The sequence below is a fragment of the Pseudomonas japonica genome (genome assembly GCF_013522925.1).
Taxonomy (GTDB): Bacteria; Pseudomonadota; Gammaproteobacteria; order Pseudomonadales; family Pseudomonadaceae; genus Aquipseudomonas; species Aquipseudomonas japonica_A.
Genome location: NZ_JAAMQU010000001.1, coordinates 452,435 through 478,723 on the forward strand (window position 1 = coordinate 452,435; position 26,289 = coordinate 478,723).

Annotated in this window: 24 protein-coding genes; 8 read left to right on the forward strand and 16 right to left on the reverse strand. The window is 58.9% G+C overall.

The features are described 5' to 3' along the window. Positions 1 to 49 precede the first annotated feature (49 nt). Genes yidC through rpmH form a run of 4 tightly spaced genes read right to left on the reverse strand, consistent with a single transcriptional unit; the run spans position 50 to position 2,517 of the window. Complete coding sequence (gene yidC, locus G7016_RS02145; protein ID WP_181111181.1) at positions 50 to 1,729, reverse strand: membrane protein insertase YidC; 1,680 nt, start codon at positions 1,727 to 1,729, stop codon at positions 50 to 52. Between the two features lie 2 nt (positions 1,730 to 1,731). Then, on the reverse strand, positions 1,732 to 1,977 hold the full coding sequence (yidD, locus tag G7016_RS02150; protein ID WP_181111182.1) for a membrane protein insertion efficiency factor YidD: 246 nt from the start codon (positions 1,975 to 1,977) through the stop codon (positions 1,732 to 1,734). Then, entirely contained in the window at positions 1,970 to 2,365 is a 396-nt protein-coding gene (gene rnpA, locus G7016_RS02155; RefSeq protein WP_181111183.1) for a ribonuclease P protein component, read from the reverse strand. Before rnpA ends, yidD begins: the two co-directional genes overlap by 8 nt. A 17-nt stretch (positions 2,366 to 2,382) precedes the next feature. Further along, positions 2,383 to 2,517 carry a 50S ribosomal protein L34 gene (gene rpmH / locus G7016_RS02160; protein WP_002551315.1) on the reverse strand — a complete coding sequence of 45 codons (135 nt, stop codon included), beginning with the start codon at positions 2,515 to 2,517 and terminating at the stop codon, positions 2,383 to 2,385. Positions 2,518 to 3,075: 558 nt separating this feature from the next. On the opposite strand from rpmH, the gene dnaA reads away from it, so the two are divergent. Genes dnaA through gyrB form a run of 4 tightly spaced genes read left to right on the forward strand, consistent with a single transcriptional unit; the run spans position 3,076 to position 9,243 of the window. Beyond that, a complete protein-coding gene (dnaA, locus tag G7016_RS02165) occupies positions 3,076 to 4,560 on the forward strand; it encodes a chromosomal replication initiator protein DnaA (RefSeq protein WP_181111184.1) in 1,485 nt (494 codons plus the stop codon). 41 nt (positions 4,561 to 4,601) lie between these two features. Beyond that, a complete protein-coding gene (dnaN, locus tag G7016_RS02170; RefSeq protein ID WP_181111185.1) occupies positions 4,602 to 5,705 on the forward strand; it encodes a DNA polymerase III subunit beta in 1,104 nt (367 codons plus the stop codon). Between the two features lie 10 nt (positions 5,706 to 5,715). Then, a complete protein-coding gene (recF, locus tag G7016_RS02175; protein ID WP_181111186.1) occupies positions 5,716 to 6,819 on the forward strand; it encodes a DNA replication/repair protein RecF in 1,104 nt (367 codons plus the stop codon). A 3-nt stretch (positions 6,820 to 6,822) separates the two neighbouring features. After that, positions 6,823 to 9,243, forward strand: a complete 2,421-nt coding sequence (gyrB, locus tag G7016_RS02180) for a DNA topoisomerase (ATP-hydrolyzing) subunit B (protein WP_181111187.1) — start codon at positions 6,823 to 6,825, stop codon at positions 9,241 to 9,243. A gap of 62 nt (positions 9,244 to 9,305) precedes the next feature. Here gyrB and G7016_RS02185 read toward each other — a convergent pair whose 3' ends face one another. From G7016_RS02185 to G7016_RS02195, 3 genes are all read right to left on the reverse strand, one after another. Further along, a complete protein-coding gene (locus G7016_RS02185) occupies positions 9,306 to 10,400 on the reverse strand; it encodes a hypothetical protein (RefSeq protein ID WP_181111188.1) in 1,095 nt (364 codons plus the stop codon). 99 nt (positions 10,401 to 10,499) lie between these two features. Next, positions 10,500 to 10,988 (reverse strand): Lrp/AsnC family transcriptional regulator, encoded by a 489-nt coding sequence (locus G7016_RS02190; RefSeq protein ID WP_181111189.1) that lies wholly within the window; start codon positions 10,986 to 10,988, stop codon positions 10,500 to 10,502. A gap of 174 nt (positions 10,989 to 11,162) precedes the next feature. Next, the gene (locus tag G7016_RS02195) at positions 11,163 to 12,050 is read right to left on the reverse strand and encodes a LysR family transcriptional regulator (RefSeq protein WP_181111190.1); all 888 of its coding nucleotides are present in this window, start codon (positions 12,048 to 12,050) and stop codon (positions 11,163 to 11,165) included. Between the two features lie 145 nt (positions 12,051 to 12,195). Between G7016_RS02195 and G7016_RS02200 the strand changes: the two genes are divergently transcribed. Both G7016_RS02200 and G7016_RS02205 read left to right on the forward strand, forming a co-directional pair. Next, positions 12,196 to 13,857, forward strand: coding sequence for a GMC family oxidoreductase (locus G7016_RS02200; protein WP_181111191.1), 1,662 nt, complete (start codon positions 12,196 to 12,198; stop codon positions 13,855 to 13,857). Between the two features lie 119 nt (positions 13,858 to 13,976). After that, on the forward strand, positions 13,977 to 15,599 hold the full coding sequence (locus tag G7016_RS02205; protein WP_181111192.1) for an MFS transporter: 1,623 nt from the start codon (positions 13,977 to 13,979) through the stop codon (positions 15,597 to 15,599). A gap of 176 nt (positions 15,600 to 15,775) precedes the next feature. Here the strand turns inward: G7016_RS02205 and G7016_RS02210 are convergent, their stop codons facing one another. The 4 genes from G7016_RS02210 to glyQ are packed head-to-tail and all read right to left on the reverse strand — an operon-like array spanning position 15,776 to position 20,138. Further along, positions 15,776 to 16,540 (reverse strand): lysophospholipid acyltransferase family protein, encoded by a 765-nt coding sequence (locus tag G7016_RS02210; RefSeq protein WP_181111193.1) that lies wholly within the window; start codon positions 16,538 to 16,540, stop codon positions 15,776 to 15,778. A gap of 50 nt (positions 16,541 to 16,590) precedes the next feature. Beyond that, positions 16,591 to 17,136, reverse strand: a complete 546-nt coding sequence (gmhB, locus tag G7016_RS02215; protein ID WP_181111194.1) for a D-glycero-beta-D-manno-heptose 1,7-bisphosphate 7-phosphatase — start codon at positions 17,134 to 17,136, stop codon at positions 16,591 to 16,593. Positions 17,137 to 17,139: 3 nt separating this feature from the next. Then, complete coding sequence (gene glyS / locus G7016_RS02220; protein ID WP_181111195.1) at positions 17,140 to 19,194, reverse strand: glycine--tRNA ligase subunit beta; 2,055 nt, start codon at positions 19,192 to 19,194, stop codon at positions 17,140 to 17,142. Next, the gene (gene glyQ, locus G7016_RS02225; protein WP_181111196.1) at positions 19,191 to 20,138 is read right to left on the reverse strand and encodes a glycine--tRNA ligase subunit alpha; all 948 of its coding nucleotides are present in this window, start codon (positions 20,136 to 20,138) and stop codon (positions 19,191 to 19,193) included. Before glyQ ends, glyS begins: the two co-directional genes overlap by 4 nt. A gap of 79 nt (positions 20,139 to 20,217) precedes the next feature. Between glyQ and G7016_RS02230 the strand changes: the two genes are divergently transcribed. After that, positions 20,218 to 20,787, forward strand: a complete 570-nt coding sequence (locus G7016_RS02230; RefSeq protein ID WP_181111197.1) for a DNA-3-methyladenine glycosylase I — start codon at positions 20,218 to 20,220, stop codon at positions 20,785 to 20,787. A 31-nt stretch (positions 20,788 to 20,818) separates the two neighbouring features. Beyond that, complete coding sequence (locus tag G7016_RS02235; protein WP_181111198.1) at positions 20,819 to 21,706, forward strand: lysophospholipid acyltransferase; 888 nt, start codon at positions 20,819 to 20,821, stop codon at positions 21,704 to 21,706. A 3-nt stretch (positions 21,707 to 21,709) separates the two neighbouring features. On the opposite strand, the gene G7016_RS02240 is transcribed toward G7016_RS02235, so the two are convergent. The 5 genes from G7016_RS02240 to def are packed head-to-tail and all read right to left on the reverse strand — an operon-like array spanning position 21,710 to position 26,224. After that, positions 21,710 to 22,024, reverse strand: a complete 315-nt coding sequence (locus G7016_RS02240) for a hypothetical protein (protein WP_181111199.1) — start codon at positions 22,022 to 22,024, stop codon at positions 21,710 to 21,712. Positions 22,025 to 22,031: 7 nt separating this feature from the next. Continuing rightward, complete coding sequence (trkA, locus tag G7016_RS02245; RefSeq protein WP_181111200.1) at positions 22,032 to 23,405, reverse strand: Trk system potassium transporter TrkA; 1,374 nt, start codon at positions 23,403 to 23,405, stop codon at positions 22,032 to 22,034. An 11-nt stretch (positions 23,406 to 23,416) separates the two neighbouring features. After that, a complete protein-coding gene (rsmB, locus tag G7016_RS02250; RefSeq protein WP_181111201.1) occupies positions 23,417 to 24,730 on the reverse strand; it encodes a 16S rRNA (cytosine(967)-C(5))-methyltransferase RsmB in 1,314 nt (437 codons plus the stop codon). Then, entirely contained in the window at positions 24,727 to 25,659 is a 933-nt protein-coding gene (gene fmt / locus G7016_RS02255) for a methionyl-tRNA formyltransferase (RefSeq protein ID WP_181111202.1), read from the reverse strand. The genes rsmB and fmt overlap by 4 nt, the downstream gene beginning before the upstream one ends. A 58-nt stretch (positions 25,660 to 25,717) precedes the next feature. Next, complete coding sequence (def, locus tag G7016_RS02260; protein ID WP_181111203.1) at positions 25,718 to 26,224, reverse strand: peptide deformylase; 507 nt, start codon at positions 26,222 to 26,224, stop codon at positions 25,718 to 25,720. Between the last annotated feature and the right edge of the window lie 65 nt (positions 26,225 to 26,289).

The window sequence follows — 26,289 nt, forward strand, 5'->3', positions numbered from 1 at the left end:
AAATGCAAAACGCCCCTATCAAGGGGCGTTTGCGAACGAGTGTAGCGGCTTAAGCCGAAGCGTTGGCGTTTGCTCGCTCAATGCTGCGGGTGATGAACCACTGCTGCAGGATCGACAACGTGTTGTTGGTGATCCAGTACAGCACAAGGCCCGCCGGGAACCACAGGAAGAAGAAGGTGAAGACAATCGGCATCAGCTTCATGACCTTGGCCTGCATCGGATCCGGTGGCGCCGGGTTCAGCCGTTGCTGAATGAACATGGTGGCGCCCATGATGATAGGCAGGATGAAGAACGGATCTTTGATGGACAGGTCGGTGATCCAGAACATCCACGGCGCCTGACGCATTTCCACGCTTTCAAGCAGTACCCAGTACAGCGCCAGGAATACAGGCATCTGCACCACGATCGGCAAGCAGCCACCAAGCGGGTTGATCTTCTCTTTCTTGTACAGCTCCATCATCGCCTGGGACATCTTCTGGCGATCGTCGCCAAACTGCTCTTTGAGCGCCGCCAGACGTGGGGCTACCGCTCGCATGCGTGCCATGGACTTGTAGCTGGCCGCTGACAGCGGGAAGAACAGCAGCTTGATCAGTACGGTCAGGCAGATGATCGACCAGCCCCAGTTGTTCAGCAAGCTGTGGATATGCTTGAGCAACCAGAAGATAGGCTGCGCGATGAACCAAAGGAAGCCGTAGTCGACGGTCAGTTCCAGGCCTGGGGACAACTCCTTCAGCTTGTTCTGGATTTTCGGGCCGGCGTACAACGTGGCGGTCGTTTCGACCTTGGCGCCGGGCGCGACGGTCATGGTCGGGCCAGTGAAGCCAACGATGTAGTTACCCTGGCTGTCCTTGCGGGTCATCACGTTGTTGCTGTCGCTGCTGGCAGGTACCCATGCGGTAACAAAGTAGTGTTGCAACCAGGCTACCCAGCCGCCCTGGACCGTTTCTTTGAACTGGCCCTTGTCGATGTCCTTCATGGGGACTTTCTTGTAGGGCTCCGAGGTTGTCCACAGGGCCGCGCCAAGGTAGGTGGCGGTGCCAGTGGCGGTGCTCGAAGAGGGATCGGAGCTCGCATCGCGCTTGAGCTGGGCAAACAGGTTGCCCACCCAGGCCTGAGTGCTCTGGTTGTCGATCAGGTAGCTGACCGTGAGGTCATACTCGCCTCGCTTCAGGCTGAAGCGTTTGATGTAGTTGACGTTGTTCTGGCTGAACAAAAGGTCCACAACCAACTGGTCCTGCCCTTCGGCCAGTTGATAACTGGCACTCGAGCTGGTGTAGAGCGGACGGCCAGAGGCCTGAACGTCCGGGCCATTGGCTCCGGTCAGGCCGCTTTGGGCCAGATACACGCGCTCACTGCCATTGTCGAACAGCTGGAAAGGAATTTCCGGATGATCCTGCCGCCGCGGATACTGGGGCAGTGTGAGTTGCACGATATCCCCGCCCTTCGGATCGATGGCAAGGTCGAGCACATCAGTGCGCACCCGGATCAGCTCCTGGCTGGATGCTGCTGGAGCCGTTGCTGCGGCTACTGCCGGTGCATTGGTGTCCGGCACATCGGACGTCGTTGCGTTGGCGCCAGGTGCTTGCGGTAAATCCGAAGGGATCGCGGCCTGGGTCGCTGCGCTCTGGGTCGGCAGGGCAGCCTGGCCGTAGTCCTGATTCCACTTCAGGACCAGAACGTAGGCCACGACTGCCAGGGCGCCCATCAGGATCGTACGTTTTATATCCATGATTACTCGGCTTTCGAATTATTACGAAGGGTGGACACGGACGGGACGGGATCGAAACCGCCAGCATTCCAGGGATGGCAGCGCCCCAGCCGGCGTATGGTCAGCCAGCTCCCACGCCACACGCCGTACTGGCTGATGGCTTCATGGGCATAACAGGAGCAACTGGGATAGAAACGGCAATGACTGGCCATCAGGGGACTAATGGCATAGCGGTAAAACTGGATCGGTAGCAGGACCAGTTTACGCATCTTGGCTGTGCTGTTCCTTGGGTTCGGTGTGAGCAGCCGGCCGAGATCGGGCCAGACGCTTCCAAAGCTTGGCGAAATGCAAATGCAGCTCGGTGTTCTCGAGGTCGCCGAGCCCCTTTCGGGCCACGATGACGATATCCCAGCCAGCCAGTGATTCCTGGTGATGGCGGAACGAGTCACGAATCACACGTTTGATACGGTTGCGCTGCACTGACAGCTTGACGCTTTTCTTGCCGATCACCAGCCCGAGGCGTGGATGATCGAGCTGGTTATCCTTGGCAAGGATCAGGAGATGCTTCCCCGGGACCTTGCCGGTCGGGGAGTCAAAGACTGCCTTGAATTGCTTCGGAACAAGCAGTCGCTTGCTCCGGCTGAAGTCCTGACTCACCTACCTGTGCCGGCAAATCAGACAGCCAGACGCTTACGGCCCTTGGCGCGACGACGCGACAGGACGGCGCGGCCGTTCTTGGTGGCCATGCGAGCACGGAAACCGTGGGTGCGAGCGCGCTTGATGGTGCTGGGTTGGAAAGTACGTTTCATGGACAGTTACCTGGTTGGTCGGCTGGGCCCCAATGGCCCGGTTTTCAAGAGACCGGCGATTCTATTGAAAGCACGGGCATAGGTCAATTTCCGACCAGCTTTTCCTTACATATGGTTACAGGGTCGCTTGCGTCAGAACGAAGGCAGGAAACAGAAATAAAAAGAAGGACGTATAAAAAGCTTTTCTGTAGAGCTTATAAAGCTTGAGGAAGCCGTTCCTTGTGGATAACCTTATTTCGGCCAATAGATTAGGGCTCTCCAAGGCCGGCAAAGGTTGTCCACAAGCAGCGCGCATCTTGTTCAGTCTGTGGATAAAACCTGTGCACAGAATTGCCAGATATCCACAGCCAGGTTATCAACAGGGTTTGAACCCCACTAACCCACTGGGCTCAGGCTACGTTTTCCACAGGGCTCTTGCAGATCTTTTTTCGCACGTTTTTCCGCCCATTCAAGCTTGATGTCCTCCGCTGAGCGGCAGGTGTGGATAACTAACTCGGCGCTAGGTACAATGGCCGACGCTTTTTTGCCCTTCGGGCTTATCTATCTCTGGGGATTCCTGTGTCAGTGGAAATCTGGCAGCAGTGCGTGGAATTGCTCCGCGAGGAACTGCCTGCTCAACTGTTCAATACCTGGATACGTCCGCTCCAGGCGGAAGCGGAAGGTGACGAGTTGCGCATCTATGCGCCTAACCGCTTCGTCCTGGATTGGGTCAATGAGAAATACCTGGGTCGCTTGCTCGAGTTGATGGCTGAACGCGGCGAGGGTTCTGTGCCTGCCCTTTCGCTGCTGATCGGTAGCCGTCGCAGTTCTGCTCCGCGCACTGCTGCCAATGCGCCCATGCCAGCTGCCTCCATGCCAGCGCCTGCGCCAGCCTCCGTTCAGCCCGCGGCTCCGGCGCCGATACCGGCTGCGCCGAAGGGCGCCGACCCGGAGCCATCGCGGGATAGCTTCGATCCAATGACTGCCCCGACCACTGCGCGAAGCGAAACGCGCAGTGTTCAGGTTGAAGGCGCGCTCAAGCACACCAGTTACCTCAACCGTACCTTTACTTTCGAAAATTTCGTGGAAGGCAAATCGAACCAGTTGGCTCGAGCAGCGGCATGGCAAGTTGCGGATAATCCCAAGCATGGGTACAACCCACTGTTCCTTTATGGTGGGGTTGGCCTGGGTAAAACCCACCTCATGCATGCTGTGGGTAACCATTTGCTCAAGAAAAATCCAAATGCCAAGGTGGTGTACCTGCATTCGGAGCGATTCGTCGCTGACATGGTCAAGGCCTTGCAGCTGAACGCTATCAACGAGTTCAAGCGCTTTTATCGGTCGGTGGACGCGCTGCTCATCGATGACATTCAGTTTTTCGCACGCAAGGAACGGTCCCAGGAAGAGTTCTTCCATACCTTCAACGCCCTGCTCGAGGGTGGCCAGCAGGTCATCCTTACCAGCGATCGTTACCCGAAGGAAATCGAGGGCCTCGAGGAGCGCTTGAAATCGCGCTTTGGCTGGGGGCTGACGGTTGCCGTCGAACCTCCGGAGCTCGAGACAAGGGTTGCGATTCTCATGAAGAAAGCTGATCAGGCGAAGGTGGAATTGCCCCACGACGCCGCATTCTTCATCGCTCAACGAATCCGCTCCAATGTGCGCGAACTCGAAGGCGCCCTTAAGCGGGTGATTGCCCATGCGCATTTCATGGGGCGCGACATCACGATCGAGTTGATCCGCGAGTCCTTGAAGGACCTTCTTGCACTGCAGGACAAATTGGTCAGTGTGGATAACATTCAGCGCACAGTAGCCGAGTACTACAAGATCAAGATCTCCGATCTCCTTTCCAAGCGTCGCTCGCGATCCGTCGCCAGACCTCGCCAGGTCGCGATGGCTCTATCCAAGGAACTGACCAATCACAGCTTGCCTGAGATCGGCGATGTGTTCGGTGGGCGCGATCATACGACGGTCTTGCATGCCTGCAGAAAGATCAACGAATTGAAAGAATCTGACGCGGATATTCGCGAGGATTACAAGAACCTGCTCCGTACGCTTACCACTTGACGCTTACGTAGCTGCCACGAAAAAGGCCAGGAACTGACGCCATGCATTTTTCCATTCAACGAGAGGCGCTCCTCAAGCCTCTGCAACTGGTTGCCGGGGTGGTAGAACGCCGCCAGACGCTTCCCGTGCTTTCCAACGTGTTGCTGGTGGTCCAGGGGCAGCAGCTTTCCCTCACCGGTACCGATCTGGAAGTTGAGCTCGTAGGCCGCGTGCAACTGGAAGAGCCCGCGGAACCGGGCGAAATAACGGTGCCTGCCCGCAAGCTGATGGATATATGCAAAAGCCTTCCCGCCGATGCGCAGATTGACGTGCGTCTGGATGAGCAGAAGCTTCTGGTAAAGGCAGGCCGCAGTCGCTTCACTTTATCCACGTTGCCCGCCAGCGACTTCCCTACGGCCGAAGAGGGTCACGGTTCCCTCACCTGCACCCTTGCCCAGGGCAAGTTGCGTCGCTTGATCGAGCGCACCGGGTTTGCCATGGCTCAACAGGACGTACGCTATTACCTGAACGGGATGTTGCTGGAAGTTTCGACCGGGCTGATTCGTGCGGTCGCCACGGATGGTCACCGGCTGGCCATGTGCTCGATGACGGCCGATCTCGGTCAGGCCGACAAGCACCAGGTTATCGTGCCTCGCAAGGGCATTCTTGAACTCGCCCGCCTGCTGACCGATCCAGATGGTACCGTCAGCATCGTACTGGGCATGCATCACATTCGTGCTACTACGGGTGAGTTCACCTTCACTTCCAAATTGGTTGATGGCAAATTCCCTGATTACGAGCGTGTTCTGCCAAAAGGCGGCGATAAGGTTGTGCTCGGGGACCGGCAGGCGTTGAAAGAAGCATTCAGCCGTACAGCCATTCTTTCGAACGAAAAATACCGTGGCATCCGGTTGCAGCTCGGCGCTGGTCAGTTGAAGATCCAGGCAAACAATCCCGAACAGGAAGAGGCTGAAGAAGAAATCAGCGTCGACTATAGCGGGGGTAGTCTGGAGATCGGCTTCAACGTCAGTTACCTGTTGGACGTGCTTGGGGTAATGACAACGGAGCAGGTACGCTTGGTGCTTTCCGATTCCAATAGCAGTGCATTGCTTCAGGAAGCCGATAATGACGATTCCTCCTACGTCGTGATGCCGATGCGGCTTTGATCGCCTATCAATGTCTCTCTCACGTGTTTCTGTCACTGCGGTGCGTAACCTGCACCCAGTGACCTTGCTGCCCTCCCCTCGGATAAACATTCTCCACGGTGACAATGGCAGCGGTAAAACCAGCGTTCTTGAAGCTATCCATCTTCTTGCCTTGGCGCGCTCCTTCCGCAGCACTCGCCTCCAACCTGTCATTCAATACGAACAGCCCGCCTGCACCGTCTTCGGTCAGGTCTTGGTTGAGAATGACCGCGTATGCAACCTAGGCGTGTCTCGCCAACGGGATGGCGACTTCCTGATTCGAATCGACGGCGATAATGCCCGCAGCGCTGCGCAGCTGGCCGAAGTGCTTCCTTTGCAGTTGATCAACCCCGATAGCTTCAGACTTCTGGAGGGTGCTCCCAAGGTCAGGCGACAGTTCCTGGATTGGGGAGTGTTCCACGTGGAACCTCGGTTTCTCCCTGTTTGGCAGCGGCTGCAGAAGGCTCTGAAGCAACGGAACTCATGGCTGCGGCATGGTACAATAGACGCCGTTTCACAGGCCGCGTGGGACCGTGAGCTGCTGTCGGCCAGTGCGCAGATTGATGAATTCAGACGATCATATATCCAGCAGCTCAAGCCTGTATTTGATCAGATCCTCGGTGAGCTGGTTGATTTACCAGGTCTGTCCCTGAGCTATTTCCGCGGCTGGGACAAGGACCGTGAATTGAGCGAAGTGCTGGCCAGTTCGTTGTTGCGCGACCGGCAACTGGGCCATACGCATTCGGGGCCACAGCGCGCCGATTTACGGCTCCGCCAAGGTAGCCATAACGCTGCCGAAACTCTCTCTCGAGGCCAACAGAAACTAGTGGTCTGCGCCCTACGTATCGCTCAAGGCCACCTGTTAAGCCAAGTCCGCAGAAGCCAGTGTGTTTATCTGGTGGACGACCTGCCCTCTGAACTTGACGAGCAGCACCGCAAAGCTCTTTGCCGGCTGCTTGAAGAATTGAAATGTCAGGTGTTCATCACCTGCGTTAACCACGAATTCCTGAGTAATGATTGGCATAAAGATACGGAGGTATCGTTGTTCCACGTGGAACATGGCCATATCACTCAGACCTCGAAACATCAGGAGTGAAGCATGAGCGACAACCAGACATATGACTCCTCAAGCATCAAGGTACTGAAAGGCCTGGATGCGGTTCGCAAGCGCCCCGGTATGTACATCGGCGACACAGACGATGGAAGCGGCCTGCACCACATGGTGTTCGAGGTGCTGGACAACTCGATTGACGAAGCGCTGGCTGGTCACTGTGACGACATCACCGTAACCATTCACCCGGACGAGTCCATCTCCGTTCGCGACAACGGCCGCGGCATTCCGGTGGACGTGCATAAAGAAGAAGGCGTGTCAGCGGCGGAAGTCATCATGACCGTCCTGCACGCCGGCGGTAAATTCGACGACAACTCATACAAGGTATCCGGAGGCCTCCACGGCGTAGGCGTGTCGGTTGTGAATGCTTTGTCTGAATCCTTGCTGCTGACCGTCCGCCGCAGTGGCAAGATCTGGGAGCAACATTACGTTCATGGCGTGCCGCAGGAGCCCATGAAGGTCGTAGGGGACAGCGAAACCACGGGTACCGAGATCCATTTCAAACCGTCCGCTGACACCTTCAAGAACATCCATTTCAGCTGGGATATCCTGGCGAAGCGAATCCGTGAGCTGTCGTTCCTCAACTCGGGCGTCGGGATCTTCCTGAAGGACGAGCGCAGTGGCAAAGAAGAGTTCTTCAAATATGAAGGCGGCCTGCGCGCATTTGTTGAATACCTCAACACCAACAAGACCACGGTCAACCAGCAGGTCTTCCACTTTACTGTGCAGCGCGAAGACGGCGTGGGCGTGGAAATCGCCTTGCAGTGGAACGATGGGTTCAATGAGAACCTCCTCTGCTTCACCAACAACATCCCGCAGCGCGACGGCGGCACCCACCTGGTGGGCTTCCGCTCGGCCCTCACCCGGAACCTCAATACCTATATTGAGCAGGAAGGCTTGTCGAAGAAGCATAAGGTGGCGACCACGGGAGACGACGCCCGTGAAGGGCTCACGGCGATCATCTCGGTGAAAGTGCCAGATCCCAAGTTCAGCTCCCAGACCAAGGACAAGCTGGTCTCGTCCGAAGTAAAAACCGCTGTCGAGCAGGAAATGGGTAAATATTTCTCCGATTTCCTTTTGGAGAACCCCAACGAAGCGAAGGCAGTGGTCGGCAAGATGATCGACGCTGCTCGTGCACGCGAAGCAGCCCGCAAGGCGCGTGAGATGACCCGCCGCAAGGGCGCCCTGGATATTGCAGGGTTGCCTGGCAAGCTAGCGGATTGTCAGGAAAAGGACCCTGCCCTTTCCGAGCTGTACCTGGTGGAGGGTGACTCTGCAGGCGGGTCCGCCAAACAAGGCCGCAATCGTCGTACCCAAGCCATTCTTCCGCTGAAGGGCAAAATCCTCAACGTCGAGAAGGCACGCTTCGACAAGATGATCGCGTCGCAGGAAGTGGGCACGCTGATTACCGCGCTCGGCTGCGGCATTGGTCGTGACGAATACAACATCGAGAAATTGCGTTACCACAACATCATCATCATGACCGACGCTGATGTGGATGGCTCGCACATTCGAACCCTGCTGCTGACCTTCTTCTTCCGTCAGCTGCCGGAGCTGATCGAACGAGGCTATGTGTACATTGCTCAGCCACCGCTTTACAAGGTGAAAAGAGGCAAGCAGGAACAGTACATCAAGGACGACGAGGCGATGGAGGAATACCTCACCCAAACCGCCCTTGAAGACGCCAGCCTGCACTTGGGCGAAGACGTACCTGGTATCAAGGGCGAAGCCCTGGAGCGCCTGGTGAACGACTACCGCATGGTCATGAAAACCCTCAAGCGGCTGTCTCGTTTGTACCCTCAGGAAATCACCGAGCACTTTGTTTACCTGCAACCCGTATCGCTTGAGCAGCTGGGCAATCATGCAGCGATGCAAGAATGGCTGGGGCATTTCGCGAATCGCCTGAAGCGTTCGGAGAAGTCCGGGCTCACCTACAAGGCGACCTTGCGCGAAGATCGTGAGCGCAACCTGTGGCTACCTGAGGTGGAAGTGCTGTCCCATGGCTTGGCAAGCTATGTGACCTTCAACCGGGACTTCTTCGGTAGCAATGATTACCGCACCGTAACGGCCCTGGGGGCTCAGCTGAACAGCTTGCTCGACGAGGGTGCGTACGTTCAGCGGGGTGAGCGTAAAAAGCCCGTGGGCGAGTTCAAGGAAGCCTTGGACTGGTTGATGACCGAGACGGCCAAACGTTTCAGTATTCAGCGCTATAAAGGGCTTGGTGAGATGAACCCGGATCAGCTCTGGGAAACTACGATGGACCCAACGGTGCGTCGTATGTTGAAGGTCACCATCGAAGACGCCATTGGCGCGGACCAGATCTTCAATACCTTGATGGGCGATGCTGTTGAGCCTCGCCGCGATTTCATCGAGAGCAATGCACTGGCGGTGTCCAACCTGGACTTCTAACCCCTCGTTAGCCCGCAATCGAAACCCCAGCTTACGCTGGGGTTTTTTTATGCATTGTCGGGTCAAATACCGGTGTTCAAATCCTCCCGGATTGTCGCCTTCGGCTGCCCGGGCCATGTTCCGGTCAGGTCAATATGCATAACACCGGCCGGCCATTGCGCTACAGGGACTGCCCAGGAAAAGGTTTGCCTGACATCCTTGAACATACCCTTGAACACGAGTTCGAGCTGCAACTCCTGCGCGTTTATAGGGATGTTGGCAAAGCTGGCGGAAAGCCCGCCGGAGATAGTCGCTACCGGCTCATCCACACGCTTGCCATCTACGCTGTAACTGAGCCTGGCTTTAGTGATGTACGTTGTTCCCTTACGGGCCTTGCTATCCAGGAAAAGCGATAAGCCGTTGATTCGTCCGCGCCACGCCGGCAGCACGGTACGGCCTTCAAAAGATGAAAACGCGAAGGCTACCGGGATCAGCTCGCTAGCCACCTCCCCTTCCGTCGCAGGCCAGACGTGCTTGTCCAATGAGTGAGTTTCCCGGCTGTAGCTATAGCTGGCGCGCACGGAGCCGCCAGGGCCTTTCTCTCCCAGCAGGGCATGCAGGCCTTTGACGGTCCCTCCCAAGGTATAGGAAGCGTCTTTATCGTTCGCGCCGATGTTGAGTCCGCTTTTCGCATAGACGACCTCGGTGATAACACCGAAGCCTTGAGCGATCTTGCCATTCTGGGCGAACCCTACCTTTTCTGCTGTCGCCAATAGCCAAGCGTATTGGTCGTTCAGAATTCCCAGGTCAGTGACCGCTACCTCTTTGGCGATGGCAAATTCGGAGGCTATCGAATCTTTATTTTGAAAGCGCCACACGAATTCAACCTCCGGCTTGAGGCTCAGCCCCGAGTGAGGATCGATCACGGAGGCTTCACCTTTAACGTCCGCCTGCTGCCGACTTACGCCTTCACTGCTGAGCTTCCAACTGGAAGAAACGAGCTTCTCCTTTACCGCGAGAGAAGGAACGGTTTCCTCTACCAGCTTGAAGGCCCCGGTGGATGTATCTACGAAACCGACTGCCCCGGGTTGGATAGTGGGAGCCAACGCCCAGTTACCCCACAGGTTAGGGCGGCTTTGGCGTATCAGATGTGTAAATCGATTGTTCCAGTCCGACATGGTGCACTCCCTTGCGTTTACCAACGAGGGAGCAACCTACCTTTTTTCGTACCAGTTGGCGGAGCAGGAACATGTTCCCCTGCCGCCGGGATCGCTGGGCTATTCTCCGATCATCAATCCATTTGGTGGCAACGGTAGCGCGGTTTTATAGCGAACCTGCTTGAGCGCAAAGCTTGAGCGGATATTGGCGACGCCGGGGAATCGAGTGAGGTGATTGATGATGAAACGCTCCAGAGCGTGTATGTCTGGAACCAGAACACGGATCAGATAATCCGCGTCGCCGCTCATGAGGTAGCACTCCATCACCTCTGGACGCTGAGAAATGGCCTCTTCAAAACGCGCCAGTGCCCCATCCACTTGTTTCTCGAGGCTCACATGAATAAAGACATTGACGTGCAGGCCAAGCATCTCTGGGGCAAGAAGCGTTACCTGTTGCTTGATCAACCCTAGCTCCTCCATTGCTTTCACCCGGTTGAAGCATGGTGTGGATGAGAGGTTTACCGTACGTGCAAGCTCTGCGTTCGTGATACGCGCGTTGTCCTGCAGCGCGTTAAGGATGGAGATATCAGTTCTATCCAGCTTACGCATGGGTTTTCCTTCAATGCCAAATACATCTATGACTGATTTATGGCAATAAGCCATTAGCCACAGCTACTGTTTCTTATAGATTTTGCAACGTGGTACGTACCACGGTGTACGTTGCCCGCATCAGCTTATTTGGGAGCAAACACATTAAGCCTTGGTACACCCGTACAGAATCAGCTAGGTTGCAAGGAGTATGGAAGCTTCCCGGTTGCATAGCTCCACGAGGAAGTCCCAGACCACTCGTAGCCTTACCGACTTATGTAGCTCTTTGCGGGTACTTATCCAGTACGTTCTCTGAATGCTCTCGGTAGGCAGCACCCGGCGCAATCGGCTGTCGTGTGCTGCCATGTATTGCGGGAGTACCGCGATGCCAAGCCCGGCATGGGCAGCCAGTTGCTGGGCCAGCACGCTTGTGCTGCGGAAAACCACATTAGGCGACCGACAGAAGGCGTTCAGTAGCAACAACTGCTGGCTGAACAGCAAATCGTCCACGTAGCCGATCCATTGGTGTTGGCTCAGTTGGTCGCGGTGCTCCAGGGGTGGTGCAGCCGCCAGGTATTCAGGGCTGGCATAGAGGCCCAGGCGGTAATCGCTGAGCTTGCGCGTAATCAGCATGTCCGCCTCCGGGCGCTCGAGGTGAATGCTGATTTCTGCCTCTCGGTTGAGGATGTTGACGAAGCGCGGCACCGCGACCAGCTCGACCTGCAGCCCAGGGTACCGCTCGAAGAGTTGCGGCATGCGAGGAGTGATAAAACACACGCCTATGCCTTCTGCTGTACCCAGGCGAATCTTGCCGAGCGGCATGATTGACTGGGTAATTTCTTCCTGCGCCATCAGCGCAGAATTTTCCATGGCCTCGGCATGCCGCAGCAGTGCATTGCCTGCGGGCGTAAGTTCGTAGCCTTGGGCTTGTTGCACGAACAACGCAGCGCCCAGTGTGCGCTCGATGCGCTCGATATGGCGGGCAACCGTGCTATGGGTGGTATTGAGCCGTTTGGCGGCGGCAAGCAGGCGCCCGCTGCGATGGAGCTCGAGAAAAAAACGGACGTCGTCCCAGTCGAACATTGCCACTCCAATAATTATCGTTGTAAATCAGGAGGCTGTTCATGCTGTGCAAAAACGCACAGCCATTGGGTAAAAACTATCGTTTTCAAACCGCGTTTAATCAATACCATGAGGTAAAGAACAATAAAAATACGAGGCGTAGCGCATGTCCAATGCCGAGGATACATACGATTACATCATCGTTGGCGCCGGCCCGGCCGGTTGCCTGCTGGCTAACCGGCTCTCCGCCAACCCCGATCACCGGGTGCTTCTGCTCGAAGCCGGAGGTGAAGATAACTACGCCTGGATACATATCCCGGTTGGCTATCTGTTCTGCATCGGCAACCCGCGCACCGACTGGTGCTTTAAAACCCAACCCCAAAATGGCCTGCACGGGCGTTCACTGAATTATCCCCGGGGCAAGGTTCTGGGAGGCTGCTCCTCCATCAACGGCATGATCTACATGCGTGGCCAGGCGCGAGATTATGATGGCTGGGCAGCGTTGGGGAACGCGGGCTGGAGCTGGAACGATGTGCTGCCCCTCTTTCGTAAGACCGAGCTTCATGCCGCAGGCGGGAATGACTGGCATGGAGAAACCGGCGAATGGCGAGTAGAGGCCCAGCGTTACCGCTGGCCGATCCTGGATGCGTTCCGCGAAGCAGCCGGGCAGGCGGGCATCGGGCCTGTGGATGACTTCAATCGTGGGGATAACGAAGGTTGTGGATATTTCCACGTGAACCAGCGCGCTGGTGTGCGATGGAATTCTTCCAAGGCGTTTCTGCGTCCGGTACTCAAACGGACAAACCTTAAAGTATTGACCAAGGTTGCTGTGGATAAGCTGCTGTTTGACGGCGACCGGGCGAGCGGTGTCGAAGCTGACTGGCTCGGCAGCAAGCGTTCGTTCGCGGCCAAACGGGAGGTGATCCTCAGTGCGGGTGCCATCGGGTCCCCCACTATTCTGCAACGCTCCGGTATCGGCCCTCGCCCCTTACTCGAAAAACTCGATATTCCCGTGCGCTTGGAAGCGCCTGGGGTCGGCACGAACCTGCAGGACCACCTGCAACTGCGGTTGATTTATCAGGTCGAGAACGTACGTACGCTTAATCAGGTTGCCAATAGCCTGTGGGGAAAATGCGGCATGGGGCTGCGCTACCTTTACGACCGCAGCGGCCCATTGGCCATGGCACCGAGCCAGTTGGGCGCCTTCGTCCGCTCCGATCCCAGCCAGCCCAGCGCCAACCTTCAGTACCACGTACAGCCTTTATCCCTGGACCGGTTTGGCGAGCCCTTGCACCGCTTCGCAGCCTTCACGGCCTCTGTGTGTAACCTGCGCCCCAAGAGTCGCGGTCGGGTGGAAATCACTTCCCGTAACCCAGGCGACGCGCCCTTGATAGACCCTCGATACCTGAGCCATCCGGATGACCTGCGCGTTGCGGCCGATGCCATTCGGGTAACCCGTACTATCGTTGAAGGCGCCGCGCTCGCGCCCTTCAAACCGGTCGAGTACCTCCCAGGTGCATCCTTCCAGTCGCAGGAAGAACTCGAAACAGCGGCGGGTACTGTTGGAACGACTATATTCCACCCGGTTGGCACCTGCCGCATGGGGGTGGACGCCGAAGCGGTAGTGGACCCAGAACTTCGGGTCAGGGGTGTTCGAGGGCTTCGCATTGCCGATGCTTCGATCATGCCGCTGATTGTTTCCGGAAATACCTGCTCCCCTACGCTAATGATCGCCGAGAAAGCAGCAGAGCTTTTGTTACGCACCGCCGCGGCTGAAGAGGTAACCGTGCCGGCTCGTGTTGAACGGGCCCCTGTGGCGGCATTCTGACCCGCACTGTGACCTGACTATCAAAGCAACGAAGCAGTAAGCGCACCGGCGCAGTCAGCCGGGCAGACAGTGGAACAACAAGAAAAATCACTGTGCCCTTTGGGCCGAGGACAGGACCAATGACCGACTATACGCAGCCACAGGCCGCACAGGTGGTGCCCAACGCAGCCAGGGAAGAGCGGAAGATCATTTTCGCGTCGTCGCTGGGTACGGTGTTTGAATGGTATGACTTCTTTCTCTATGGCGCCCTGGCGGCGGTCATCAGCAAGCAGTTTTTCGCTGGCGTAAACGACACGACCGCGTTCATCTTCGCGCTGATGGCGTTTGCCGCCGGATTCCTGGTCAGGCCGTTCGGCGCACTGGTGTTCGGGCGGCTTGGGGACATGATTGGCCGTAAATACACGTTTCTTGTCACCATTGTGCTGATGGGGATATCTACCTTTGCAGTAGGCTTGTTACCCACCTATGCGAGCATTGGCCTGGCGGCGCCGGTAATCCTCATCGTGCTGCGCATGCTCCAAGGCCTGGCACTGGGAGGGGAATATGGCGGCGCAGCCACTTATGTGGCTGAGCATGCTCCGGCAAACAAGCGTGGCCACCATACCGGGTGGATTCAATCGACCGCCACCCTTGGCCTTCTGCTGTCACTGGTTGTGGTTGCCGCATGCCGATACCTGAGTGGAGATCAGTTCGAAGTCTGGGGCTGGCGGCTGCCGTTCCTGCTTTCCATCGTGCTGTTGGGCATTTCCACATGGATTCGCTTGAGCCTGCATGAGTCGCCGGCCTTTACCAAAATGAAGGCCGAAGGCAAGGTGAGCAAGGCGCCCATCCGCGAATCCTTCGGCTCGTGGGCCAACCTCAAGATCGTTCTGACTGCACTGTTCAGCATCAATGCCGGGCAGGCCGTGACGTTCTACACGGCGCAGTTCTATGTGATGTTCTTTCTCACCCAGATGCTGAAACTCGACCCTGCGCAGGCTACCAACCTGATGATCATCAGCGTGATCATTGGCGCACCCTTCTTTGTATTCTTCGGATGGCTCTCTGATCGCGTGGGCCGCAAGCCGATCCTCATGCTGGGCCTGCTACTGGCGACGGTGTTGTATTTCCCGCTCTTCAAAGCGCTGAGCCATTACGCTAACCCACAAATCGACCAGGCAACCCGGCAAGCACCCATCGTGGTAATGGCCGACCCCGACACCTGCACTTTCCAGTTCGACCCGGTAGGAAAGGCCCGTTTCGACAGCCCCTGTGACAAGGTCAAAACCCTGTTGGTAAAAGCAGGCGTACCTTACACCTCCCAAGCGGCGGTCGCCGGCAGCGCGGTTGTCGTTACCGTAGGGCAAACCCGTATCGAGGGCTATGACGAAGCGGCCTTGCGCGGCGCTATCACAGGAGCCGGCTACCCGGCCAAAGCGGAGCCAGCCCAGGTCAATCAGCCGATGGTGGTGGGCATTATCGTAGCGCTGATTCTGATCGCGACCATGACCTATGGCCCGTTGGCCGCTGTGATGGTCGAACTCTTCCCGACCCGCATTCGGTATACCTCGATGTCGCTGCCTTATCACATCGGTAACGGCTGGTTCGGCGGTTTCTTGCCTACCGTCTCGTTCGCGCTGGTGGTGTATACGGGAGATATCTACTACGGGCTGTGGTACCCGATTACCGTCACGGCGGTGAGCCTGGTAGTTGGCTTGATCAGCCTGAGAGAAACGCGACACGTGGATCTGGATAACGCCTGAATACAGCCAGCCCTGCCAACCGTGCCCGCCCGTTCTGGCGGGCACTTTCGCTAGAGGCAGAAAAACTTATGCACGTTTTTGAGCCGATTAGCCGCTTGAGATAAATCTTTCTATTTCAGTGAGTTAAAGCCGTTTTCAGGAAACGGCAAGAAAAACTGCTCACAAGTTATCCACAATCAGACCGGGTTGCCGGTATCCACTGTTGTCACGATAGAGCCCATCTCTCGTTGAGCATTGGCAATCCAGGCGGCAGCTCGATCGTTCAGCTCAGCGGTCGCGCGCGGCCCGCTGCCTTCAGCGTACATGGGAGCGCCGATCATCACGTCGATCACGCCGGAACGCTTGCCCCAGCCATCCTTGGGCCAGAACTTGCCGGCATTATGAGCAATCGGCAACACCGGCAGCCCGGCATTCACCGCCAAGGCAGCGCCACTGCGGGTGAATTTTCCCATGGTGCCGTAAGGCACGCGGGTGCCCTCAGGAAAGATCAGCACCCAAACCCTGTCCTTGAGCAGTACGTCGCCCTTGGTTGCGACCTGCCGCAACGCTTCCTTGGGGTTATCCCGATTGATTGCGATAGGCCGAAGCATCGCCATTGCCCAACCAAAGAAAGGTACGTACAGCAGTTCCTTCTTGAGCACCTGGCTCAACGGCTGGAAATAGGCAGAAAGGAAAAAGGTTTCCCAGGTGCTTTGATGGTTCGACAGGATCACGCAAGGGGTAGCCGGCACGTTTTCCGCGCCAGTGATGCGTACCCGAATGTTCAAGAACACTCGAGTAAGCAGCAGCGCGAAGCGGCACCAGTAGACGTTGATAAACCGGTAGCGCGCCGGGAATTTAAGAAATGGGCAGACAAAAAAGCCGATCGTGCACCAGATCAATGCACTGAGGGCCAACAAAACGTAGAAGAGTGTGATTCTGATGGCCAGCAATGCGGACATAGCGTTGTTACCGTACGGGCCGGCCCCGCGTGAAGTGGCCGGCGCCTGTTTCAGAGGGCAATGCCCGGGTTGATAAGGGCCTTGGCCACGGCGGCCAAGTCATCGAACTGCAGGGTGCCTTCAGGCAGCACCCCCTTGGCGGTCTCCTGCCCTTTGCCGGTTTTCACCAGCACTGGGCGTGCGCCCGCTGCAACGGCCGCAGCCAGATCGCTGCGGCTATCGCCTACAAACCACACATCAGCAAGGCCTGTGCCGTAATGCTCCGCTATGGCCAACAGCATGCCCGGTAGCGGTTTGCGACATTCACACTCATCATCCGGGCCATGGGGGCAGTACAGAATCACCCCCACTTCGCCGCCGAGTTCGCCCACCAGCTCGCGCAGCCGCGCGTGCATGGCGTCCAGGGTCGCCAGCGGATAATAGCCCCTGGCGATTCCCGATTGATTGGTCGCGACCGCCACCGTCCATCCGGCCTGGCTCAACTCGGCAACCGCCTCGATCGAGCCAGGGATAGGAACCCATTCCTCCACGGATTTTATATACGCGTCGGAGTCATGGTTGATGACCCCATCCCGGTCGAGGATAAGCAGTTTCACGGCTCAGCCCAGCACGGAGATGTCGGCCACGCCCAGGAACAAACCGCGCAGCCTGGCCAGCAGGGCGTAACGGTTGGCGCGAACGCTCGGGTCCTCGGCATTGACCATGACTGCCTCGAAGAACGCATCCACAGGCTCGCGCAGGGCGGCGAGACGCGTAAGCGCTTCGTTGTACTGACGTGCCTGGGCCATTGGTTGAACCGCGTGGTCGGCCTGTTGGATCGCCGAATACAGGGAAAACTCGTGGGCGTTATCGAAGTACTTGGGCTCCACAGTGGCCGCTACCGCGCCCTCTGCCTTGCCCAGCAGGTTCGATACCCGCTTGTTTACCGCGGCCAGCGCTTCGGCTTCCGGCAAACGGCGGAACGCTTGCACAGCTTGCACGCGCTGATCGAAGTCCAGCGCCGAGCCTGGCTTGAGGGCACGCACGGCCAGATAACTGGCAACATCCACGCCTTCATCTTCGTAACGTGCACGCAGGCGGTCGAAGACAAATTCCAGCACCTGTTCGGCCAGGGCGGTGGAGTCCACCTTCGCGCCGTACAGGGCCACGGCGAAATTCACCGCTTCGGCCAGGTCCAGATCCAACTGCTTGTCGATCAGAATGCGCAACACGCCCAGTGCCGCACGGCGCAAGGCGTAGGGGTCCTTGCTACCGGTTGGCAACATGCCGATGCCGAAGATACCGGTGAGGGTATCAAGCTTGTCGGCGATCGCCACGGCCGCGCCAGTCAGTGACTGCGGCAATTCGGCGCCGGCGCCACGGGGCATGTACTGTTCGTTCAGTGCATGCGCTACATCCTGCGGCTCGCCGTCGTTGAGAGCGTAGTAGTAACCCGCGATGCCCTGCATCTCGGGGAACTCGCCAACCATTTCGGTCGCCAGGTCGCATTTGCTCAGCAGGCCGGCACGCGCGGCGCGCTGGGCATCCCCACCAATGCGTGGCGCGATGAATGCGGCCAGTTTCGACACCCGCACGGCCTTGTCATAGACACTGCCGAGCTGCGCCTGGAACACCACGTTCTGCAGGCGGGCATTGAAGCTTTCCAGTGGCTGCTTCTTGTCCTGATTGAAGAAGAACTCAGCGTCGGTCAGGCGCGGGCGCACGACCTTTTCGTTGCCCTGGACGATCTGCGTGGGGTCACGGCTTTCGATGTTCGCCACAGTGATGAAACGCGGCAACAACTTGCCTTCGGCATCCAGCAGGCAGAAGTACTTCTGGTTGTCCTGCATGGTGGTAATCAGTGCTTCCTGCGGCACTTGCAGGAAGCGCTCCTCGAAAGAGCACACCAGCGGCACCGGCCATTCCACCAGCGAGGCAACCTCATCGAGCAGCGCAGGCGGCACGATTGCCGTGCCTTCCTGCTGCACGGCAAGTTCGTCCACACGCTTGCGGATAATTTCGCGGCGCTCGGCCAGGTCGGCCAGAACATAGGCTTTGCGCAGGTCATCGGCATAGCTGGCCGGCGAGCCGATCAACACGTTGTCCGGATGATGGAAGCGGTGGCCGCGGGACGTTCGCCCGGCACGTTGTGCGAGCAATGTGCAATCCACCACCTGGTCGCCCAGCAGCATCACCAGCCACTGCGTTGGGCGCACGAACTCGTCCTTGCGCACGCCCCAGCGCATGCGCTTGGGAATCGGCAGGTCGTTGAGCGAATCCTCGACGATAGTGGGCAGCAGGCTGATCGTCGGCTTGCCGGTGATCGTCTGGCTGTACCGCAGCTTTGGGCCGCTCTGGTCGATTTCGCTGATGTCCACGCCGCACTTGCGGGCAAAGCCGAGGGCGGCCTGGGTGGGGTTGCCGTCCGCGTCGAAGGCTGCCTGGCGTGGCGGGCCGTCCAGGTTGACGCTGCGGTCTGCCTGCTGCGTGTCCAGCCCGGTGACCAGCACTGCCAGGCGCCGAGGCGCGGCATAGTAACGGCTGGCGGTGTAATTCAACCCTGCGGCCAGAAGGCCCTTCTGAATACCGGCAAGGAAGGCTTCGCCCAGGGTGGCAAGCGCTTTGGGTGGCAGTTCTTCGGTGCCAAGTTCAACCAGAAAATCTTGCGCACTCATTGTGCAGCCTCCAGCTTAGCCAACACTTCATCTCGCAATTCGGGGTTTGCCATCGGGAAGCCCAGGCGTGCCCGGGCGTGCAGATAACTTTGGGCCACGGCACGGGCCAGTGCGCGCACCCGCAAGATGTAACGCTGGCGCTCGGTGACGGAAATCGCCCGGCGCGCATCCAGCAGGTTGAAGGTATGCGACGCCTTGAGCACCATTTCGTAGGTCGGCAGCGGCAGTTGCAGTTCGATCAGGCGGTTGGCTTCGCTTTCATAGAAATCGAACAGCTCGAACAGCTTCTCGACGTTGGCGTGCTCGAAGTTGTAGGTCGACTGCTCCACTTCGTTCTGGTGGAACACGTCTCCGTAGGTGACCTTGCCGAACGGGCCGTCGGTCCACACCAGGTCGTAGACCGAGTCCACGCCCTGCAGGTACATCGCCAGGCGTTCGAGGCCGTAGGTGATCTCGCCGGTGACCGGGTAGCACTCGATACCGCCTACCTGCTGGAAGTACGTGAACTGCGTCACTTCCATGCCGTTGAGCCACACTTCCCAGCCCAGGCCCCATGCGCCGAGCGTGGGCGATTCCCAGTTGTCTTCGACGAAGCGAACGTCGTGCACGGTCGGGTCCAGCCCGATATGACGCAGCGAGCCGAGGTACAGCTCCTGGAAGTTTTCCGGGTTCGGCTTGAGTACCACCTGGAACTGGTAGTAGTGCTGAAGGCGGTTGGGGTTCTCGCCGTAGCGGCCATCGCCCGGGCGACGGCTGGGTTGCACGTAGGCTGCGTTCCAGTTCTCCGGGCCTACGGCGCGAAGGAAGGTGGCGGTGTGAAAGGTGCCCGCGCCTACTTCCATATCGTAAGGCTGAAGCACCACGCAACCTTGCTCTGCCCAGTACTGTTGCAAGGCTAGAATCAAGTCTTGGAAGGTACGCACGGCTGGCGTAGGCTGGTTCACAAATTCACCTGTATCTTGGGCTGCGAATTAAAGAGCGGGAGTATACCCCGAATCGTCTGCCCCACTAGCCCGGAGCTTTATGCCACGCTGCTTTTGGTGTACCACCGACCCGCTTTACGAGCAGTACCACGACCATGAATGGGGCCTTGCGCTGCGTGATCCGCAGCGCCTGTTCGAGTTGCTGGTGCTTGAAGGGTTCCAGGCGGGGTTGTCCTGGATCACCATCCTCAAGAAGCGCCAGCGTTATCGCGAGGTGCTTTTTGCCTTCGATCCCCAGCGCCTTGCACGCATGACCGATGCCGAGATCGAGATTCGCATGCAGGACGCGGGCATCATCCGCAACCGAATGAAGCTCAATGCCGCCCGGCAAAACGCCCAGGCCTGGCTGCGGCTTGAAGATCCGGTGGGCTTCTTGTGGTCCTTCATTGGCGGCCAACCGAAGATCAACCACTTTGCCGACCGCAGTGAAATCCCCACCCAGACACCCGAAGCCCAGGCGATGAGCAAGGCCCTGAAGAAGGCTGGGTTCAGCTTTGTGGGCCCGACCATTTGCTATGCCTTTATGCAGGCATCGGGGATGGTCATGGACCACACCACCGACTGCGACCGCTACCGGGCATTATGCGAAGCGCCGCCCATGCTGGGGTAGAATGGCCGGCTCGTTATCAGGGGATTGAACTGTGGAAAACTTCAAGGGCGCCTTGATGGTGGGCGTGCTCAAGGCTTTTGCCTCGTTGCCGTGGGGTGGCGTGCAGAAAGTAGGCGCCGCCATCGGTTGGCTGATGTGGAAGCTGCCCAACCGTTCCCGGGACGTGGTGCGGATCAACCTCGCCAAGTGTTTCCCCGAACTGTCACCAGCCGAACGCGAGCAACTGACCGGGGCAAGCCTCAAAGGTATCGGCCGTTCGTTCACCGAAAGTGCATGTGCCTGGATCTGGCCAGCCGAACGTTCGCTCGCGTTGATTCGTGAAGTTGAAGGCCTGGAAGTACTCGAGGCGGCGCTCGCCAGCGGCAAAGGGGTTGTTGGCATCACCAGCCACCTGGGTAACTGGGAAGTGCTCAACCACTTCTATTGCAGCCAGTGCAAACCGATCATTTTCTATCGCCCACCCAAGCTCAAGGCTGTGGATGAACTGCTGCGCAAACAGCGGGTGCAGTTGGGCAATCGCGTGGCGGCTTCTACCAAGGAAGGCATCCTCAGCGTGATCAAGGAAGTACGCAAGGGTGGCCAGGTGGGTATTCCGGCAGACCCGGAGCCGGCCGAGTCTGCCGGGGTATTCGTGCCCTTCCTGGGTACGCAAGCGCTCACCAGCAAGTTCGTGCCCAACATGCTGGCGGGTGGCAAAGCGGTCGGGGTGTTCCTTCACGCCGTGCGCCTGGCGGATGGTTCAGGCTTCAAGGTGATGCTCAAGGCAGCGCCAGAGGCCATGTACAGCACCGACGTGGAAACCTCCGCCGCAGCCATGAGCCAGGTAGTGGAAGCGTATGTAAGGGCGTACCCGGACCAGTACATGTGGAGCATGAAGCGCTTCAAGAAGCGCCCGCCGGGTGAGGCCCGTTGGTACTGAGCCTCAGGCGTTGCGCTCAAGCTTGCGGATAAACACGCTCATCTCTTTTTCCGCCTGCTTGTCGCCCTTGGCCTGCGCCGCCGCGATCCCCTGCTCCCAGGCGGCGCGCGCGGCAGGCAGGTCGCCCTGCTGCTGCAGCGCCTTGCCGAGTAACTTCCAGGCGGCCGAGTAGCCCGCGTCCTGCTCCACGCAGCGGCGCAGGTGCTCCGCCGCGCGAGGAGCGTCAGCTGCATCGAGGTAGCCCTTTCCAAGCCCGAACCGAAGGAGTGAGTTATCCACACCCTTGGCGAGCATTTTTTCCAAGGATTCGATCATCACTTCACCTTCAGAAGAAACTCAGCCCAACGTGGAAGAGCTTTTCCACATCGCGAATATATTTTTTATCCACAACGAACAGGATCACGTGGTCCCCGGTTTCGATCACGGTGTCGGCCCGGGCAATGATCACCTCCTGGTCCCGGATGATCGCACCGATGGAGGTACCCGGGGGCATGGGGATCGTTTCCAGCGCGCGGCCCACTACCTTGCTCGAACGCGCGTCGCCATGAGCGATGGCTTCGATGGCTTCGGCAGCGCCACGGCGCAAAGAGTGCACGCTGACGATGTCGCCGCGACGCACGTGCGTGAGCAAACTGCCAATGGTTGCCAGCTGCGGGTTGATGGCGATATCGATTTCGCCGCCTTGAACCAGGTCCACGTAGGCCGCGTTGTTGATCAGCGTCATTACCTTGCGCGCGCCCAGCCGCTTGGCCAGCAGCGACGACATGATGTTGGCTTCGTCATCGTTGGTCAGCGCTACGAAGATGTCCGCGTCGGCGATATTTTCTTCGACCATCAGGTCCCGGTCCGAGGCGCTGCCCTGTAGCACCACGGTGCTGTTGAGGCTTTCGGACAGGTAGCGGCAGCGGGCCGGGCTCATCTCGATGATTTTCACCTGGTACCGGCTTTCGATGGCTTCCGCGAGCCGCTCGCCAATATGCCCGCCCCCGGCAATCACCACTCGCTTGTTGTTTTCATCCAGCCGGCGCAGCTCGCCCATCACGGCGCGGATATCAGCCTTGGCGGCGATGAAGAAGACTTCGTCGTCGGCTTCTATCACCGTGTCACCGCGTGGCAGGATCGGCCGGTCGCGGCGGAAGATCGCCGCCACACGCGTTTCCACATTGGGCATGTGATGGCGGATCTGCCGCAACTGCTGGCCCACCAGCGGGCCACCGTAATAGGCGCGTACCGCAACCAGCTGCGCCTTGCCTCCGGCAAAGTCGATGACCTGAAGCGCGCCGGGGTGTTCGATCAGCCGCTTGATGTAATGGGTAACCACCTGTTCCGGGCTGATCAGTACATCGACCGGGATGGCCTCGTTGGCGAACAGGTCAGCGCGGGTGAGATACGCCGCCTCGCGAACCCGCGCAATGCGCCGCGGGGTATGGAACAGCGTATAGGCCACCTGGCACGCGACCATGTTGGTTTCGTCGCTGTTGGTGACCGCCACGAGCATGTCGGCATCGTCGGCACCGGCCTGCCGCAACACGGTTGGGAACGACGCTTTGCCCTGCACCGTACGAATGTCCAGCCGGTCGCCCAGGCTGCGCAGGCGTTCGCCGTCAGTGTCGACGATGGTGATGTCGTTGGCCTCGCCGGCCAGGTGTTCGGCAAGGGTGCCGCCGACCTGGCCGGCACCTAGAATGATGATTTTCACGATCAGCTCGCTCAGCGGCCGCCAGTGGCGGCGATCTTCATGAGTTTGGCGTAATAAAACCCGTCGTGCCCGCCGTTTTGTGGGAACAGCTGGCGACCGTGCGGCTGGGCGATACCGGCTTCGGTGTCCAGGCTCAGCTCGCGGGCGCCGGGGGTGCGTTCCAGGAAGGCGGCAATGGTATCGCTGTTTTCCATTGGCAGTACCGAGCAGGTGGCGTACAGCAGGATGCCGCCGACTTCCAGGGTGCTCCACATGGCATCCAGTAACTCACCTTGAAGGCTTGCCAGCGCGGGAATATCGTCTGCCTGGCGAGTAAGCTTGATGTCAGGGTGGCGGCGGATGACGCCGGTGGCCGAACAGGGCGCGTCCAGCAGGATCCGCTGGAAAGGCTTGCCGTCCCACCAGGCAGCGAGGTCGCGGCCATCGGCGGCGCGCAGATCCGCTGCAAGGCCCAGACGCGCCAGGTTCTCCTCCACCCGCGTCAAACGCTTCGCTTCCAGGTCGATCCCCAGCACGTAGCCAAGGTTGGGCATGCTTTCCAGTACGTGGCAGGTTTTACCACCCGGTGCACAGCAGGCATCCAGTACCCGCTGGCCAGGCTTGAGTTCGAGCAAACCAGCGGCCAATTGCGCGGCTTCGTCTTGCACGCTTACCCAGCCCTCGGCAAAGCCCGGGAGGCCAGTGACATCGGTAGCGGCAGCAAGCGTGATGCCATCTGGGCTGAAGCGGCACGCCGTGGCTTCGATCCCAGCCTGGCCCAGTTGCGCGAGATAGCCGTCCCGGGTTTGCAGGTGACGATTTACCCTCAGCGTCAGCGGAGGATGTTCATTATTCGCGGCGCACAGGCTTTCCCACTGCTCGGGCCAGGCAGCCTTAAAGGCTTTCTGCAGCCAGCGAGGGTGGGCGGTACGCACCACCGGGTCTCGCTCCAGGCTCGCAAGCACAGCTTCGCCTTCGCGCTGTGCGCGCCGCAGCACGGCATTGAGCAGGCCTTTGGCCCAGGTTTTCTTCAGCTTGTCGGCACAGCCTACCGTTTCCGCGATGGCCGCATGAGCAGGCACACGCGTGTAAAACAGTTGGTAAAGGCCCAGCAGCAACAAGGCGTATACGTCTGCATCGGCGGCCTTGAATGGCTTTTGCAGCAGTTGTTCGGCCAGCAAGGCCAGGCGAGGTTCCCAGCGAGCGGTGCCGAATGCCAGCTCCTGAACCAGGCCTCGGTCGCGCCCATCAACACGCTCCAATTGCGCGGGGAGTGCGCTGTTGAGCGAGGCCTTGCCGCTGAGCACTGCCGCCAGGGCTCGGGCTGCCGCCAGCCGCGGGCTCATTGGCCCAGTACCGTGCCGGTGCTGAAGAGCGCTTGCCGGCTGTTGTAGAGGTCACTGAAGGCCAATGGTTTGCCGCCTGGGAGTTGCAGACGGGAAAGGGACAGCGCGCCCTCGCCACAGGCCACGGTGAGGCCGCCCTTGTCGGCAGCGATGATCTCCCCCGGTGCGCCTGCGCCTGCCGCGGTGCGAGCGCTCAACACCTTGAGCGCCTCGCCGTTCAGCAAGCTGTGAGAGATCGGCCACGGGTTGAATGCGCGTATCTGGCGCTCCAGGGCAATTGCCGGGCGGGTCCAGTCGATGCGGGCTTCGTCCTTGTTGAGCTTATGCGCATAGGTAGCGTCGGCATCGTTTTGTACCTCGCCTTCCAGGGTTCCAGCCGCCAGCCCTTCAATGGCTTCGAGTACAGCGACCGGCCCCAATTGGGCCAGGCGATCATGCAAGCTGCCGCCAGTGTCCTCGGCGCTGATGGGCGTGGTCACTTTCAACAGCATCGGCCCCGTATCCAGACCCGCCTCCATGCGCATTACGGTCACGCCGCTAACGCTGTCGCCGGCTTCGATGGCCCGCTGGATCGGGGCGGCGCCGCGCCAGCGAGGCAACAGTGAGGCATGGCTGTTGATGCAGCCCAGGCGGGGAATATCCAGCACGGCCTGGGGCAGGATAAGCCCGTAGGCCACTACCACCATCAGGTCCGGGGCCAGCGCGGCAAGCTCTGCCTGGGCCTCCGGATTACGCAGGGTCTGAGGTTGGTAAACCGGTATGCCGTGGGCTTGGGCCAGTTGCTTGACCGGGCTGGGCATCAGTTTCTGGCCTCGCCCGGCGGGGCGATCCGGCTGGGTATAGACGGCCACCACCTGGTGAGCACCGCCAAGCAGGGCTTGCAGGTGTTCGGCCGCGAAGTCTGGGGTACCGGCAAAAACTAGGCGCATGAGCTTCTCGCTGAAATGAAAAGGGCTTGCCGAAGCAAGCCCTTGGGCGGAGGGGTAATCACGCCTGCTGGCGGTGCTGTTTCTCGAGCTTTTTCTTGATCCGGTCCCGCTTGAGCGTGGACAGGTAATCAACGAACAGCTTGCCGTTCAGGTGATCGCATTCGTGCTGAATGCAAACGGCCAGCAAGCCCTCGGCAATCAGTTCGTAAGGCTTGCCGTCCCGATCGAGCGCCTTGACCTTGACCTTCTGCGGGCGATCGACGTTCTCGTAGAAGCCGGGAACGGACAGGCAACCTTCCTGGTACTGGTCCATTTCGTCGGTGAGCGATTCGAACTCGGGGTTGATGAAAACCCGGGGCTCGCTGCGGTCTTCGCTGAGGTCCATCACCACCACGCGCTTGTGCACGTTCACCTGAGTGGCAGCCAAGCCGATGCCGGGAGCCTCGTACATGGTTTCAAACATGTCGTCGATCAGCGTGCGCAGCTCGTCGTCCACAACCGTGACCGGCTTGGCGATGGTGCGCAGGCGCGGGTCCGGAAATTCGAGGATGTTTAAAATAGCCATATGCTTTAGTGCTGCACTGTAAGGTAAAGTCAGTGGGAATGGCGCCGAGCGCTTGTTGAGCAGCT